17 protein-coding genes and 2 tRNA genes are annotated in these 15,168 nt (G+C 67.1%); 9 read left to right on the top strand and 10 right to left on the bottom strand.

The window, feature by feature from the left end; translation table 11 throughout:
- Positions 1 to 26 precede the first annotated feature (26 nt).
- The 6 genes from gatC to ACIOVG_RS11445 are packed head-to-tail and all read left to right on the top strand — an operon-like array spanning position 27 to position 5,603.
- Complete coding sequence (gatC, locus tag ACIOVG_RS11420; RefSeq protein WP_247630032.1) at positions 27 to 326, top strand: Asp-tRNA(Asn)/Glu-tRNA(Gln) amidotransferase subunit GatC; 300 nt, start codon at positions 27 to 29, stop codon at positions 324 to 326.
- On the top strand, positions 323 to 1,864 hold the full coding sequence (gene gatA, locus ACIOVG_RS11425; RefSeq protein ID WP_400873229.1) for an Asp-tRNA(Asn)/Glu-tRNA(Gln) amidotransferase subunit GatA: 1,542 nt from the start codon (positions 323 to 325) through the stop codon (positions 1,862 to 1,864). The genes gatC and gatA overlap by 4 nt, the downstream gene beginning before the upstream one ends.
- A complete protein-coding gene (gene gatB / locus ACIOVG_RS11430; protein WP_400873232.1) occupies positions 1,864 to 3,378 on the top strand; it encodes an Asp-tRNA(Asn)/Glu-tRNA(Gln) amidotransferase subunit GatB in 1,515 nt (504 codons plus the stop codon). Before gatA ends, gatB begins: the two co-directional genes overlap by 1 nt.
- Positions 3,379 to 3,426: 48 nt before the next feature.
- A complete protein-coding gene (dinB, locus tag ACIOVG_RS11435; RefSeq protein ID WP_400873235.1) occupies positions 3,427 to 4,683 on the top strand; it encodes a DNA polymerase IV in 1,257 nt (418 codons plus the stop codon).
- A gap of 37 nt (positions 4,684 to 4,720) precedes the next feature.
- Positions 4,721 to 5,038 carry a hypothetical protein gene (locus ACIOVG_RS11440; protein WP_247630036.1) on the top strand — a complete coding sequence of 106 codons (318 nt, stop codon included), beginning with the start codon at positions 4,721 to 4,723 and terminating at the stop codon, positions 5,036 to 5,038.
- Entirely contained in the window at positions 5,022 to 5,603 is a 582-nt protein-coding gene (locus ACIOVG_RS11445; RefSeq protein WP_400873239.1) for a hypothetical protein, read from the top strand. The genes ACIOVG_RS11440 and ACIOVG_RS11445 overlap by 17 nt, the downstream gene beginning before the upstream one ends.
- Before the next feature lie 12 nt (positions 5,604 to 5,615).
- On the opposite strand, the gene ACIOVG_RS11450 is transcribed toward ACIOVG_RS11445, so the two are convergent.
- The 10 genes from ACIOVG_RS11450 to ACIOVG_RS11495 form a co-directional block, all read right to left on the bottom strand.
- On the bottom strand, positions 5,616 to 6,104 hold the full coding sequence (locus ACIOVG_RS11450; protein ID WP_400873242.1) for a DUF2017 family protein: 489 nt from the start codon (positions 6,102 to 6,104) through the stop codon (positions 5,616 to 5,618).
- Positions 6,101 to 6,397 carry an ATP-dependent Clp protease adapter ClpS gene (gene clpS, locus ACIOVG_RS11455; protein ID WP_400873245.1) on the bottom strand — a complete coding sequence of 99 codons (297 nt, stop codon included), beginning with the start codon at positions 6,395 to 6,397 and terminating at the stop codon, positions 6,101 to 6,103. The genes ACIOVG_RS11450 and clpS overlap by 4 nt, the downstream gene beginning before the upstream one ends.
- On the bottom strand, positions 6,394 to 6,741 hold the full coding sequence (locus ACIOVG_RS11460) for a metallopeptidase family protein (RefSeq protein WP_400873248.1): 348 nt from the start codon (positions 6,739 to 6,741) through the stop codon (positions 6,394 to 6,396). Before ACIOVG_RS11460 ends, clpS begins: the two co-directional genes overlap by 4 nt.
- A gap of 46 nt (positions 6,742 to 6,787) precedes the next feature.
- Complete coding sequence (locus tag ACIOVG_RS11465) at positions 6,788 to 7,417, bottom strand: LysE family transporter (protein WP_400873251.1); 630 nt, start codon at positions 7,415 to 7,417, stop codon at positions 6,788 to 6,790.
- Positions 7,418 to 7,457: 40 nt separating this feature from the next.
- A complete protein-coding gene (locus ACIOVG_RS11470) occupies positions 7,458 to 9,644 on the bottom strand; it encodes a heavy metal translocating P-type ATPase (RefSeq protein ID WP_400873254.1) in 2,187 nt (728 codons plus the stop codon).
- A gap of 131 nt (positions 9,645 to 9,775) precedes the next feature.
- Positions 9,776 to 9,851 (bottom strand) — tRNA-His (locus tag ACIOVG_RS11475).
- Positions 9,852 to 9,887: 36 nt separating this feature from the next.
- Entirely contained in the window at positions 9,888 to 10,514 is a 627-nt protein-coding gene (orn, locus tag ACIOVG_RS11480) for an oligoribonuclease (RefSeq protein ID WP_400873257.1), read from the bottom strand.
- 99 nt (positions 10,515 to 10,613) lie between these two features.
- Positions 10,614 to 11,480, bottom strand: a complete 867-nt coding sequence (locus ACIOVG_RS11485; protein ID WP_400873260.1) for a hypothetical protein — start codon at positions 11,478 to 11,480, stop codon at positions 10,614 to 10,616.
- A 127-nt stretch (positions 11,481 to 11,607) separates the two neighbouring features.
- A tRNA-Arg gene (locus ACIOVG_RS11490) sits at positions 11,608 to 11,683 on the bottom strand.
- A 195-nt stretch (positions 11,684 to 11,878) separates the two neighbouring features.
- Positions 11,879 to 12,148, bottom strand: coding sequence for a hypothetical protein (locus ACIOVG_RS11495; RefSeq protein WP_400873263.1), 270 nt, complete (start codon positions 12,146 to 12,148; stop codon positions 11,879 to 11,881).
- Between the two features lie 204 nt (positions 12,149 to 12,352).
- Between ACIOVG_RS11495 and ACIOVG_RS11500 the strand changes: the two genes are divergently transcribed.
- The 3 genes from ACIOVG_RS11500 to ettA all read left to right on the top strand — a co-directional run bounded on the left by ACIOVG_RS11500 (position 12,353) and on the right by ettA (position 15,168).
- A complete protein-coding gene (locus ACIOVG_RS11500; RefSeq protein WP_400873266.1) occupies positions 12,353 to 12,859 on the top strand; it encodes a single-stranded DNA-binding protein in 507 nt (168 codons plus the stop codon).
- Positions 12,860 to 13,131: 272 nt separating this feature from the next.
- Positions 13,132 to 13,425 (top strand): DUF6993 domain-containing protein, encoded by a 294-nt coding sequence (locus ACIOVG_RS11505; protein ID WP_400873268.1) that lies wholly within the window; start codon positions 13,132 to 13,134, stop codon positions 13,423 to 13,425.
- A 63-nt stretch (positions 13,426 to 13,488) separates the two neighbouring features.
- Positions 13,489 to 15,168, top strand: coding sequence for an energy-dependent translational throttle protein EttA (ettA, locus tag ACIOVG_RS11510; RefSeq protein ID WP_363553498.1), 1,680 nt, complete (start codon positions 13,489 to 13,491; stop codon positions 15,166 to 15,168).

Genomic DNA, 15,168 nt, shown 5'->3' on the forward strand with positions numbered 1-15,168 from the left:
GCGGGCGCGACAACTAGACTTGGGCCGTGTCTGAAATCACCCCTGATCTTGTACGCCATCTCGGTGTGCTCGCGCGCATCCAGCTGAACGACGACGAGGTGTCGCGGCTCACGGGCCAGCTCGACGCCATCGTGGACAACATCGCGAAGGTGTCCGAGGTGGCAACCGACGACATCGTCGCGACGAGCCACCCGATTCCGCTGAGCAACGTCTTCCGCCCCGACGTGGTCGGCACGACGCTCACGCACGAGCAGGTGCTCCAGAACGCACCGGATGCCGCCGACGGCCGCTTCCGTGTCACGGCGATCCTGGGAGAAGAGCAGTGAGCGACATCATCCGACTGACCGCGGCAGAACTCGCCGCGAAGCTCGCCTCGCGCGAGGTGTCGAGCGTCGAGGCGACGCAGGCGCACCTCGACCGCATCGCCGCGGTGGACGGCGACGTCCACGCCTTCCTGCACATCAACGCCCATGCGCTCGACACCGCTGCGGCGATCGATGCTCAGCGTTCGGCGGGGGAGGACCTGGGTCCGCTCGCCGGTGTCCCGCTGGCGATCAAGGACGTCCTGGTCACGACCGATCAGCCCACCACCAGCGGCTCGCGCATCCTCGAGGGCTACCTCTCGCCGTATGACGCCACCGTGGTCGCCCGTTCCCGTGCCGCCGGCCTCGTGCCGCTGGGCAAGACCAACATGGACGAGTTCGCGATGGGATCCTCCACGGAGCACTCGGCCTACGGTCCCACCCGCAACCCGTGGGACCTCGACCGCATCCCCGGCGGATCCGGTGGAGGCTCGGCCGCCGCGGTCGCCGCCTTCGAGGCGCCGATCGCGCTCGGCTCCGACACCGGCGGGTCCATCCGCCAGCCGGCCCACGTGACCGGAACGGTCGGCGTGAAGCCGACCTACGGCGGAGTCAGCCGCTACGGCGCCATCGCTCTGGCGTCGAGCCTCGACCAGGTCGGCCCGGTCTCCCGGACCGTCCTCGATGCCGGACTGCTGCACGATGTCATCGGAGGCCACGACCCGAAGGACTCCACCTCCCTCAGCGACCAGTGGCCGTCGTTCGCCGCCGCGGCGCGCGAAGGCGCACGCGGCGATGTGCTCAAGGGGCTGAAGGTCGGTGTCATCCGCGAGCTTCCCGACAGCGGCTTCCAGCCCGGAGTCGCCGAGTCGTTCCGCAGCGCGCTTGCGCTCATGGAGGCTCAGGGAGCGGAGATCGTCGAGATCGGCGCTCCGCACTTCGAGTACGGCGTCGCCGCCTACTACCTGATCCTCCCCGCCGAGGCATCGAGCAACCTCGCGAAGTTCGACTCGGTGCGCTTCGGCCTGCGCGTCACCCCGGACGGGAACCCCACGGTCGAGGACGTCATGTCCGCCACGCGCGATGCCGGATTCGGTGACGAGGTCAAGCGACGCATCATCCTCGGCACCTATGCGTTGTCCGCCGGATACTACGACGCGTACTACGGCAGCGCCCAGAAGGTCCGCACACTGATCCAGCAGGACTTCGCCGCGGCCTTCGCCGACGTCGACGTGATCGCGACGCCGTCGGCTCCGACCACGGCGTTCAAGCTCGGTGAGAAGATCGACGACCCGCTGCAGATGTACCTGAACGACATCACGACGATTCCGGTCAACCTGGCCGGAGTGCCCGGCATCTCGATCCCCAGCGGTCTCGCCGCCGAGGACGGTCTGCCCGTCGGCATCCAGTTCATCGCCCCGGCCAGGGAGGACGCCCGTCTGTACCGCGTCGGCGCCGCGCTCGAAGCGGTGCTCCTCGACTCCTGGGGTGCGCCGCTCCTCACGCGTGCACCGCGGTTGAGCGAACGCAGCGAGACGAACCACGCAGGAGGGAACCGCTGATGGCCACCACCAAGCTCATGGACTTCGACAAGGCGCTCGAGCTGTTCGAGCCGGTTCTCGGATTCGAGGTGCACGTCGAGCTGAACACCAACACCAAGATGTTCTCCGATGCCCCGAACCCGGCGAACGAGGCCTTCCACTCCGCCGCGCCGAACACGCTCATCGCGCCCGTGGACCTCGGCCTGCCCGGCTCGCTGCCGGTCGTGAACGAGACCGCGATCCGCTCGTCGATCAGTCTGGGTCTCGCCCTCGGCTGCTCGATCGCCGAGTCGAGCCGGTTCGCGCGGAAGAACTACTTCTACCCCGACCTGGGCAAGAACTATCAGATCTCGCAGTACGACGAGCCGATCGCTTTCGAGGGCTCCGTCGAGGTCGAGCTCGAGGACGGCACGCTCGTGACGATCCCGATCGAGCGCGCGCACATGGAGGAGGACGCCGGCAAGCTCACCCACATGGGTGGTGCGACCGGTCGCATCCAGGGCGCGGAGTACTCGCTCGTCGACTACAACCGCGCGGGCGTTCCTCTCGTGGAGATCGTCACCAAGGTGATCTTCGGGGCAGAGCACCGTGCTCCCGAGGTCGCGAAGGCCTACGTCTCGACGATCCGCGACATCGTGCGCAGCCTCGGCATCTCGGAGGCACGCCTCGAGCGCGGCAACCTCCGCTGTGACGCCAACGTCTCGCTGCGCCCGCGCGGCGCCGAGAAGCTGGGCACGCGCACCGAGACGAAGAACGTCAACTCGATGCGTTCGGTCGAGCGCGCTGTGCGGTACGAGATCCAGCGGCAGGCGCAGATACTCGCAGACGGCGGCACGATCACGCAGGAGACGCGTCACTGGCACGAGGACACCGGCACGACATCGCCCGGCCGTCCGAAGTCCGACGCCGACGACTACCGTTACTTCCCCGAGCCCGACCTGCTGCCCGTCCAGCCGGCGCCGGAGCTGATCGAGGAGCTGCGGGCCGCACTGCCGGAGCAGCCCGTCGCGCGCCGCCGCCGCCTGAAGGCGGACTGGGGCTTCACCGACCTGGAGTTCCAGGACGTCCGCAACGGTGGTCTGATCGATGAGGTCGAGGCGACGATCGCCGCGGGGGCCACTCCCGCGACCGCTCGCAAGTGGTGGACGGGTGAGATCAGCCGCTTGGCGAATGCGCAGGAGAAGGACGCCGCCGCCCTGATCAGCCCGCAGAACGTGGCTGCGCTGCAGCTGCTCGTCGACGCGGGAACCCTCACGGACAAGCTCGCACGCCAGGTACTCGAAGGTGTCATCGCCGGAGAGGGCACGCCGCAGGAGGTCGTCGACGCCCGCGGACTCGCGGTGGTGTCGGACGACGGTGCGCTCATCGCCGCGATCGATGAGGCTCTCGCCGCTCAGCCCGACGTGCTCGCGAAGATCCAGGACGGCAAGGTCCAGGCGGCCGGCGCCGTGATCGGTGCCGTGATGAAGTCCATGAAGGGCCAGGCCGACGCCGCTCGGGTGCGCGAACTGGTTCTCGAGCGCGCAGCACAGTAACCCTCGACCTTGGGCCTCCATGTCGGAGGCCCAGGGGAGAATGGTCATATGGGACACGGCGACGGTAGAGGGCGGACCGTCTCGCCCGCGGATGCCGACGACTCCGGCACCCGTATCCTTCACGTCGACATGGACGCGTTCTATGCAGCGGTCGAGGTGCTCGACGATCCCCGCCTGCGAGGGCTGCCGCTGATCATCGGAGCGCCGGACGGACGATCAGTCGTGTCCAGCGCGTCCTACGAGGCCCGCCGCTACGGGGTGCGCGCCGCGATGCCGGTCGCCCAGGCGATGCGGCTGTGCCCGACAGCGCGCATCGTGATGCCGCATTTCCACCGCTATCAAGAGGTCTCGCGCCAGGTGATGGCGATCTTCGAGTCGTTCACGCCTCTGGTCGAGCCGCTCTCTGTCGATGAGGCCTTCCTCGACGTTCAGGGCGTCCGGCGGCTCTGGGGGAGCCCGGCCCAGATCGCCGCGCTGATCCGCGAACGCGTGAGTGCCGAGGTCGGGATCACCTGCAGCGTCGGTGTGGCGGCCACCAAGCATGTGGCGAAGATGGCGTCCACCGTGGCGAAGCCCGATGGCATGTTGGTCGTATCCGCCGCTGACACCCTCGACTTCCTCTCGCCACGTCCGGTCCGTGCGATGTGGGGGGTGGGCCCGAAGGCTGCAGAAGCCCTCGAGGCTCGCGGCATCAGGACTATCCAGGACATCCGAGACGCACCGCAGGAGATGCTCGACCGCGCGGTCGGAGCGGCGCTGAGCGCGCGGCTCGCCCAGCTCGCCAGAGGACAGGACGCCCGGATCATCGAGACCGATCGCGTCGAGAAGAGTGTCGGGCATGAGGAGACCTTCGACGACGACGTCACCGACAGAGTTTTCCTCCGCGGGGAACTGCTGCGGCTCGCGGATCGGGTCGCCGCCAGACTGCGTCGTGCCGGGTGGGAAGCGGGCACGGTGTCGATCAAGGTGCGCTTCGATGACTTCCGCACCCTCAGCCGCTCGCAGACGCTGACCGAGCCGACGGCGGTGGGGCAGCGTATCGGCGAATCGGCGAATGCGCTGTTCGAGCAGATCGAGCGGCGCGACCCGATTCGTCTCGTCGGAGTCCGTGCCGAGAAGCTCCGCCCTGCCGGGGGAGGCGGGCTCGGCCTGTGGGACGACGATGAGGACTGGCGCCGTGTGGAGGGGGCCGTCGACGACGCGGTCGCGCGTTTCGGGACTGCCACGATCACACGGGCTCGACATCTGGGACGCGACGACGGGCGCGGCGCGGTACAGCATCCGAAGGCGCATGGTCTCGACTGACCCCGCGCGCACGCGTTCTGTCGAGTACCGTGGGACCATGCCGAACATCGCACTGGAACTCGGAAAGCAAGCTGCAACCTTCGGCGTGAAGAGCGCCTATGGCGAACCGCAGGACGTCGACGGCGTCAGCATCACCCCGGTCGCCTTCACGTACTCGGGCTTCGGGGGCGGCAGCGGTGATGGCGCAGAAGGCGGCGGTGGGGGCGGCGTGTCCGTTCCCGTTGGCGTCTACGTGCGCCGCGAGGAGGGACTCCGGTTCGAGCCGAACATCGTGACGCTTCTCGTCGTCGCCGTTCCGTTCGTCTGGGTCGCCGGTCGCGCATTCAGCCGCATCATCCGTGCCCTCAAGAAGTGACGATCTCGTCGCCGCCGCGCTCGAGCGTGCCGCGACACTGATCACGCAGGACATCCGCGCTCTCGCGGCAGCGAACCCGGTCGTGCTCATCGACGGACGCAGCGGGGCGGGCAAGTCGTCGTTGGCGGCCAGGGTGGCGAGGCAGTGGCCGCTGACCGGGCGTGTGCAGGTCATCGCGCTCGACTCGCTGTATCCGGGATGGGACGGGCTCGACGCGGGAGTCGGGCACGTCCTGGACGGTGTCCTGCGTCCGCACGGACGCGGCTACCTCGGCACCTGGAACCGCTGGGACTGGGAGAGCGAAGCGCCGGCAGAGAGCCATGCGGTCGACCCGGCGCTCGGGGTGATCATCGAGGGCAGCGGGGTGCTGACGCCGGCCACCGCCGCCCTCGCCGATGTGCGCATCTGGGTGGATGCGGCGGATCCGGTGAGGAAGGCTCGGGCGCTCGCACGCGACGGCGAGACCTACCGGCCCCACTGGGACCGATGGGCCGCGCAGGAGCTGCGCCATGTGGAGCGCGACGACCCGCGTGCACACGCGACTCGAATCGTCGAGATCCCTTGACGATCGACCTGTTCAGTCGATCTCGTCCGCGGCGCTGATCACCGTCTCGAGGCGATACCCGAGCCAGTCGTAGATGCCGTAGCGGTCATCTTCCGGATCGTGATCGTCGTCGGACGTGATGCCCAGACGGGTGGCGATGACGAGGCGGAGCGCGGTGAGCGTGCGCGTCCACGCGTCGATGTCCGCGGCGCGGATGACGACGTCGTGCGGTGCCAGCGCATCGGCCTCGGTGAGGTCATCCACCGCCTGGAAACCCTGGAGCGCGTTGTGCACGGTGTGCGCGTCGAGGAGACGACGATCGAGCAGATCCTCGCGAGTGCTCTCCATGAAGGAGTCCGATGCTTCCTCATCGTCCGGATACGGGGTCGGCGTCAGCCGAGTGATCGCCGGATCATGCACGTCGCGGTCGGCTCCGACGAGCTCGGCGAAGTCGTCCACCAGCTGCGCCAGATGCACGCCCTCGAGGTACGCGAGCGGGAGGATGATCGTCGCCGAGGTCATTGCGGTGCCTTTCGCACGGTTGCCCAGAGCCCGTAGTCGTGCATGGCCTGCGCGTGCACTTCCATGGTCTCCCGCGGGCCGGTGGCGACGATGGCGTGACCCTCATGATGCACGGCGAGCATCAGCGAGGTCGCGTGGTCTTTGCTGTATCCGAAGTAGGTCCGGAACACGCGCACCACGTAGCTCATGAGGTTGACCGGATCGTTCCAGACGACGACCTGCCACGGCTCGAGCGGAGCAGCGCTGAGCTCCGTGACCTCGTCGAGGTCGGGCGTCACGAGAGGGGTGCTCATGCCCACCCCAACTCGTGGAGCTGCTCGTCATCGATGCCGTAGAAGTGGGCGATCTCGTGCACGAGAGTGGTGTGGACCTCGTCGCGGAGCTCGTCCTCGGAGTCGCACGCAGCCAGGTGCGGCTCGCGGAACACGATGATCCGGTCGGGGAGCTCGCCCATGCCGTACTGCGTCCGCTCCGTCAGCGCCAAGCCGTCGTAGAGTCCCAGGAGATCCAGGCTCCCGTCTTCCGGTCGGTCCTCGACCACGAAGACGACGTTCTCGAGGCCCTCCACCATGTCGTCAGGCAGACGGTCGAGTTCGTCGATCACGAGGGCCTCGAAGGCCACGGCATCCATCTCCATCACGTTCCAGCCTAGACGGGTGCTCAGCGGGGGATCCGCGGCGACCTCAATGGAGGAAGACCAGCAGCCCCGCGACCGCGATGAAGAGGACGCCGAAGACGGTGTTGAGCGTGCGTTGACCGCGCGGTGAGCGGGTGAGACGGCGGAAGGGGCGGGCAGCCGCCGCGAAGAAGCCCCACATGACCAGCACGTCGACCACGATGACGGTGGTGATCAGCGTGAGGTATTGGGGCAGCTGCGGCTGGTCCAGGCGGATGAACTGGGGGATGAACGCCAGGAAGAACACGATCGCTTTCGGGTTCAACAGGTTCACCCAGAACCCCCGCCGGATCATGGACCAGTGGCTCTCACGCGAATCGATGACCGTGAGGTCGTCAGTCTCGGTCAGGTGGGGTTTCGACAGGATCAGGCGGATGCCGAGGAACACGAGATACGCCGCCCCGGCATAACGGATGACGTTGAACAGGACTTCGGATCGCGAGACCAGCAGCCCGACGCCGGCAGCCACGATCACGACGTGCACGATCAGGGCGAGCTGCTGCCCGATGATGCCCCAGATCGATCGCCGCCACCCCTGACTGAGAGCGTTGGACATCGTGTTGATCGCGCCGGCACCCGGCGTGAAGCTGATCACCACGCAGGCGGTCAGCAGGGAGAACCAGACGGCGAGTGACACCTCGCAAGTCTAGGGCTCACCCCCGCCGCCGCCTGCGGGCTCAGCGCCGGGCGTCTGCGTCCTGCGGTCGCAGGTCCAGGCGCCGCAGCAGCTGGGCGTTCAGCGCGACGACGATCGTGGAGAGCGACATCAACACGGCGCCCACCGACATCGGGAGGACGAATCCGATGGGTGCCAGCACCCCCGCAGCGAGCGGTACCGACAGCAGGTTGTAGCCGGCGGCCCACCAGAGATTCTGCCGCATCTTCCGGTAGCTCGCGCGGGAGAGTGCCATCACCGACAGCACGGCGCGCGGATCGTCGCTGGCCAGGATCACCCCGGCGGATGCGATCGCAACGTCGGTGCCTGCGCCGATCGCGAGTCCCACGTTCGCCTGAGCGAGAGCGGGAGCATCGTTCACTCCGTCGCCCACCATCGCGACAGTTCTTCCCTCCGACTGGAGTTCGCGGACTCGCGACGCCTTGTCCTCGGGCCGGACCCCGGCGAACACCCGCGTGATGCCGAGCTGAGCGGCGACGTGGTGAGCCACCGCTTCGGCATCGCCGGTGATCATCACGACCTCGATTCCGTCGTGGTGCAGGGCATCGACGGCTTCGTGCGACTCGTCACGAATCTCATCAGCGAGTCGCAGTGCGCCGGAGACCTGCTGATCGATCAGCACGTGGAGGATGATCGCTCCTTCGGCTCGCCAGGCGTCGGCGATGTTCAGCTCCGAAGCGCTGTGGGCCGTGAGGAGGTGCGGCCCACCCACCTGCACCTGTCGTCCGTCGACCCGTGCGCTCACGCCGACGGCCGGTGAGGAGGAGAAGTCCGTCGATGACGGGATCGTGACATCGCGGTCATGCGCGGCACGGACGATCGCCGTGGCCAGCGGGTGTTCCGAATCGCGTTCGGCCGCAGCGGCGAAGCCGATCAGCTCATCGGCGGTGAGCGTCCCGACGGTCTCGATCGCCGTCACCGCGGGCGTGCCCTTGGTCAGGGTTCCGGTCTTGTCGAACAGGACGGTGTCGACCGTGCGCATGCTCTCCAGGGCGAGTCGATCCTTGACCAGGATCCCGGCCCGCGCCGCACGCTCCGTCGCGATGGACACGACCAGCGGGATCGCAAGGCCCAGCGCATGGGGGCAGGCGATCACCAGGACGGTGATCGCACGGATCACGGCTTCGTCGGGTGCCCCCACGAGCGTCCACACGATGGCCGTGATGGCGGCAGCTCCGAGTGCGAACCAGAACAGCCATGCGGCAGCCCGATCGGCGATCCGCTGTGCGCGGGACGACGACGCTTGGGCGTCGGCGACCAGCTTCTGGATGCCGGCGAGGGTGGTGTCGCCACCGATCGCCGTGACTTCGACGCGAAGGCCCGAGTCGGTGGCGACGGTGCCCGCGATCACGCGATCACCCGCGTCCCGGCGAACCGGTGCGGACTCTCCCGTAATCATCGACTCATCGACGCTCGCGCTTCCTTCGATCACGATGCCATCGGCGGGCAGCCGTCCTCCCGGACGCACGACCACGACATCTCCGAGGCCCAGAACCGACGGCGGCACCACGACGATCCGGTCGCCTTCGACGCGTTCGGCCTCGTCGGGGAGGAGTGCGGCGAGCGAGTCCAGGGCTGATGTGGTCTGGGCGAGCGAACGCATCTCGATCCAATGACCGAGCAGCATGATCACGATGAGGAGCGCGAGCTCCCACCAGAACTCGAGCTCGTGGTGCAGCAGTCCCAGACTCGCACCCCAGGAAGCAAGGAACGCGACAGTGATCGCGAGCGCGATGAGCAGCATCATGCCCGGCTTGCGGGACCGGATCTCGCTCACCGCGCCGGTCAGGAAGGGCGTGCCGCCCCAGGCGTACATGACCGTTCCGAGCGCGGGAGCGACCCACTGCGCCCAGCCGGGAACCTGGTATCCCAGAATCATCGCGAACATCGGCGAGGTCGCGACGACGGGAACCGCGATCACGAGCATGATCCAGAACAGCCGGCGGAATCGATCGGTGTGGCCGGCGTGGCCGGCGTGCCCGCCGTGCGCGGCGTGGCCGCCGTCGCCGTGGCCGTCGTTCCCGGTGTGTCCCGCGTGCTTCGCGTGTGCGTCGGACGCCGCGTGATGGGCCGGCTGGTCGTCTATGTCGTGCTGGTCGCGCCCGGCGAGGTCGCGGTGGGCGTGCTGCTCCGTGTGCGCTGCGTGTGTCGCGTGCGAGCCGGGTGCCGGCTGCTGGTGCTGCGTCATGATGACGTTCCCTTCGTGGCTACTCCGAGAACAACAGGATACCCCTAGGGGGTATTCCCTGCCAGGGTGGAGCAGATCCAAGAACGGAAACGCGAAAAGGCCCGAACCTTTCGATTCGGACCTTTTCGTGATGGGGTGAGTAACGGGACTCGAACCCGCGACATCCGGCACCACAAGCCAGCGCTCTACCAGCTGAGCTATACCCACCATGTGCCCACCGGAGCGGGCGACCACACGAGTCTATTACATGTTCGGGGTGAACTCTGACACGGTGCGGGTCGCGATGTCACGCGCGTCGTCGCTCGATGGTCCCGGCTCCTCGACGAACACCGCTTCACGGTAGTACCGGAGCTCTCGGATCGATTCGAGAATGTCGGCGAGTGCGCGATGACCGCCGTCTTTGGCGGGCGCCTGGAAGAAGACGCGGGGATACCAGCGGCGCGAGAGCTCCTTGATGCTGGACACGTCGACATTCCGGTAGTGCAGCCACTGATCCACATCGGTCATGTACTTCGCGAGGAACATCCGGTCGGTGCCGATCGTGTTTCCCGCCAGAGGAGCCTTGCGCTCGAGCGGCACGAACCGCTTGATGTAAGCGAGTGTCTGCGCCTCCGCCTCGGCGAGAGATACTCCGAGCGGGATCTCGGTGATGAGACCTGACTTCTCATGCATCGAGGTGACGAAGTCGTTCATGTTCGCCAATGCCGCGTCGCTGGGACGGATCACGATCTGGAAGCCGGGATCGACAGGCCGCAACTCGAAGTCGGTGATGACCACGGCGATCTCGACGAGCTCATCGATCGCGAGATCGAGCCCCGTCATTTCACAGTCGATCCAGACGAGTCGATCATTCTCGGACGCAGATACCATGTCGTCATCCTATCGACGGACCCGACATCGGTTTCCTGACGCGGAAGCGACGACCGATGGGAGTCCTCAGACCGTCGGAGGTGTGCGCCCTCGTTCGTGTCAGGTCGGGACGACGACCGTCTTCTCGGTGGTGAGCGCCGGAGTGGTGTTCACGGTGAGTGTGACCGTGTACGTGCCTGGCTCGACGCCGAGGTTGTCGTTCGAGAAGACGTCCTCATGATGTTGAGGGGCGCCGACCGACGCGCGTCCGCTGATCGCAGTCGGCCCGGTGTCGACGACCGGCTCCGCGTCGCCTGCTCGGCGAATCGTCAGACCCCACCCGAAGAGGTAGGAATGTGCGGTGTCCGAGCCGGTGTACCCGATCACCACACCCCAGGGCAGCAGCGCGCGGTTGAGATTCTCCGGGGCGGGTGCGACGTAGTCGGCGTCGAGCTGGAGTGTCAGATCCTCGCGAGCCGGAACCGGCGGCTGCGCCAGGGGCAACGCGAGGCGGATCTCAGACCACGTGTCCTTCGTCAACGCAGGAGTGGAGACGGTGATCGTGGCACGGTAGGTGCCGGGTGGCGTGGCGGAGGTGTCGAATGTCCCACCGGTGGTCCAGGTGTCGCCTCGCGCGATCAGCGCCGTGCCGGAGTCGACCAGGATCGGAGCGACGCTGTCGTCATAGCGATTCACCAAGTGGATAGCCCATGTGAAGGTCGCCGCCGCCGGGTCGTCGCTGACGAAGGTGGTGTATTCGATGCCGGCGTCGTAGGTCAAGGGGCCCGTGAACTGATCCGGCACCGCGAGTGCTGCCGTGATGGACGGCGTGAAACTCCGCGCGCCCGCTCCGGCGGATGCTGCAGCGAGGGGCATCGCAACCGCGGCGGCGACGACGGGCGCCGCCCACACCGCCGTCTTGACGAATGTGCGCCTCGGGAGGCCGGTGACCGGACGTGGGGAAGAAGTCGACGCGTCGAGGTTCATAGCAGGATTACAGCACGCTCGTCGCCCGGGCCGGAAATCGTCGACCGCCCGACGCGCACAAAACCGCCACACCCTGCAAGGAGTGTGCGGGACGGGCATTTCGCGAGTCGACTGCGTTCTCAGGCATTGGTCCCCTCGGCGCGACTCGAACGCGCAACCGACGGATTAGAAGGCCGTTGCTCTATCCATTGAGCTACGAGGGGGCGTGACTAGGCTACCCGGCGACCGGACTTCAGCGGTACTCGAAGCGTCGGTGCCATGAGTGTCGGCACCGTGAACATGGCGGCGACGGCCGTGCCGCTGTCACGCGGAGCTCTGTCCAGGCGTGCGTACCTTGCTTCGGCTGACATCACTTCGCATTCGAGCGCACATGCCCCCGGAGTGGCAACGTTCCGCACTCAGGAGTAACGCAACGCGGCGACCGCGTCGTCCACGCGCCAGAATTCTCCGATGATCCGGAACGTTCCCGTAGCCAGGTGCAATCGCTCGGCGCGATAGCGGAGTCCGAGCGGATCGGCGACGATGCGGAGATGTCCGAGCACCTTCTCTGCCCTGTCTTGCACGCGCCAGAGGTGATCGGCGGCGCGGACCAGATGCTCGCGCGATGAGGACAGACGAGGTGTCGCGAAAGGTACCTCGGGTAATGACGTGATCTGGATGTCGGACATGGGATTCTCCTTCCGCTATCGAACATATGACCGACCTCCGACATTCGCCCGGCGCCGGAATCCGAGGCGTCGCACCGCCCTTCCTGCACGTCGCCGTGTGCTGACGGCTTCTCCACCGATCGCGTGGTCGGCGGACCCGTCACCGCTCTCGAGCGCGCACTCTGGGTGCACGCCGGGCGATGTCCCGGGAACGAAGGAGAGATGATGACCGAAGTACTCACCGTCGTGGGCAGAGTCGCGACCGATCCGGTGCGCGGCCAGACCCGCGGAGGGATCGCCGTGACGAACTTCCGCCTCGCCAGCACGCACCGCCGGCTCGATCCGGTGACGCAGACCTGGGTCGATGGCGAGACCAACTGGTTCTCGATCGCCGCATTCCGGCAGCTGGGAGAACACGCGAAGGCGTCGCTCCGCTGCGGCGACAGCGTGATCGTGACGGGACGCCTGAAGATCCGCAACTGGGAGAGCAACGGCAAGAACGGCACGAGTGTCGACATCGAGGCCGATGCGATCGGGCATGACCTTCGGTGGGGGACGACGGCATATCTGCGCACACCGCGCGCCTCGGCGGCTGAGAGCCAGGGCCGCACGCCCCCGGAGCCGGAACCCGATTCGCACGCAGAGCTGGATGAATCAGACATCGCCATGCCGCTCGCGTCCGCATGGGACGGCCTGCCGGGAGCGGTCGATTCCGCGGAGCTGTCGCACTGAGCGCAGCCGTCGCTGCGCTCCGCGGCGAACAGGCGGGGCGCAGCGGGGGATTCGGGGCCACGTAGACTCGGGTCGTGTTTCGACGATCGGGATCTCCTGCACGACGCGCTATCGCCGTGCCGGGTGCAGCGGCAGTGCTGCTCCTCACCCTTGCGGCCTGCGCTCCGAGCCCGGTGGAGCCTCCGACCAGCGCCTCGCCCGCGCCGACGGTCACGCCGACGGACTCGGCCCCGACGCTACAGCCCGATGGCAGCGCCGTTGACAATCTCCCGGTGTTCACCGCCGTGGCGGAGGCAGTCTGGTCGACCGACCAGCGCGGAGCCGGACGTGCCTACATCGATGCGCTCGTCGCCGCGGGGTTCGACAGAGCGACGATGCAGGTGACGCAGGACACATCCACGGTGGGCAACCCCGCAGAGAGCCTCCAGTTCTCGGTGAGATGGGGCGAGAAGGAGTGTCTGATCGGACAGGTCGGACCGTCGACCGGGCAGGTCGTCACTGCGGTGATGCCGCAGCTGGCGGAAGGGCGCTGCCTGATCGGAACCACACGCTCGATCGACTGGTGACCCCGTTCAGGGCCGGTAGGCTGGAGTGTCGATCTTCGACGCCAATAGAAGGAGCGGTTTTCGGTGGCTGAGTACATCTACTCGATGGTTCGTGCGCGTAAGGCGGTGGGCGAGAAGCTCATCCTCGACGACGTCACGATGGCATTCCTCCCCGGAGCGAAGATCGGCATGGTCGGCCCCAACGGCGCCGGTAAGTCGACGATCCTCAAGATCATGGCGGGCCTCGACACCCCGTCGAACGGTGAGGCGAAGCTCTCTCCCGGGTTCAGCGTCGGCATTCTGATGCAGGAGCCGGAGCTCGATGAGTCCAAGACCGTGCTGGAGAACATCCAGGACGGCATCGCGATCAAGGCCAAGGTCGACCGATTCAACGAGATCTCGGCGCTCATGGCCGACCCGGACGCGGACTTCGATGCGCTTCTCGCCGAGATGGGCGGTCTCCAGGAAGAGATCGATGCCGCCGACGGCTGGGACCTCGATTCCCAGCTGGACCAGGCCATGGATGCCCTCCGCACCCCGCCGGGCGACGCTGCGATCGCTCCGCTTTCCGGTGGAGAGAAGCGACGTGTCGCGCTCGCGAAGCTGCTGCTGCAGAAGCCCGACCTGCTGCTCCTCGATGAGCCCACCAACCACCTCGACGCGGAGAGCGTGCTCTGGCTCGAGCAGCACCTGCAGGCGTACAAGGGTGCGGTGATCGCGATCACCCACGACCGGTACTTCCTCGACCACGTCGCCGAGTGGATCGCCGAGGTCGACCGCGGTCGGCTCATCGGCTACGAGGGCAACTACTCGACCTACCTGGAGAAGAAGGGCGAGCGCCTCGAGATCCAGGGTAAGAAGGACGCGAAGCTCGCGAAGCGCCTCAAGGAGGAGCTCGACTGGGTGCGCTCCAGCGCGAAGGGCCGCCAGACGAAGTCGAAGGCGCGACTCGCACGCTACGAGGAGATGGCGTCGGAGGCGGAGCGGACTCGGAAGCTCGATTTCGAGGAGATCCAGATCCCCGCCGGTCCCCGTCTCGGCAGCGTCGTGATCGAGGCCAAGAAGCTGCAGAAGGGCTTCGACGATCGCGTGCTGATCGACGGACTGAGCTTCAGCCTGCCGCCGAACGGCATCGTCGGCGTGATCGGTCCGAACGGTGTCGGAAAGACCACGCTGTTCAAGACGATCGTCGGACTCGAGCCTCTCGATGGCGGCGATCTGAAGATCGGCGAGACGGTCAAGATCAGCTACGTCGACCAGTCGCGCTCCAACATCGACCCGAACAAGACGCTGTGGGAGGTGGTGTCCGATGGGCTCGACTACATCACCGTCGGCAAGACCGAGATCCCGTCGCGTGCATACGTATCGAAGTTCGGCTTCAAGGGACCCGACCAGCAGAAGAAGGCCGGCGTGCTCTCCGGTGGTGAGCGCAACCGCCTGAACCTGGCCCTCACGCTGAAGGAGGGTGGCAACCTGCTGCTGCTCGACGAGCCCACCAACGACCTGGATGTCGAGACGCTCAGCTCGCTCGAGAACGCGCTGCTCGAGTTCCCCGGTTGCGCCGTGGTCATCACCCACGACCGGTGGTTCCTCGACCGCATCGCCACGCACATCCTCGCCTACGAGGGAACCGACGACGCTCCCGCCAAGTGGTACTGGTTCGAGGGCAACTTCGAGTCCTACGAGGAGAACAAGATCGAGCGCCTCGGCCCGGATGCCGCGAAGCCTCACCGCTCCACTCACCGCAAGCTCACGCGCGACTGA

This window comes from Microbacterium sp. NPDC087591 (assembly GCF_044743625.1).
Classification (GTDB): domain Bacteria; phylum Actinomycetota; class Actinomycetes; order Actinomycetales; family Microbacteriaceae; genus Microbacterium.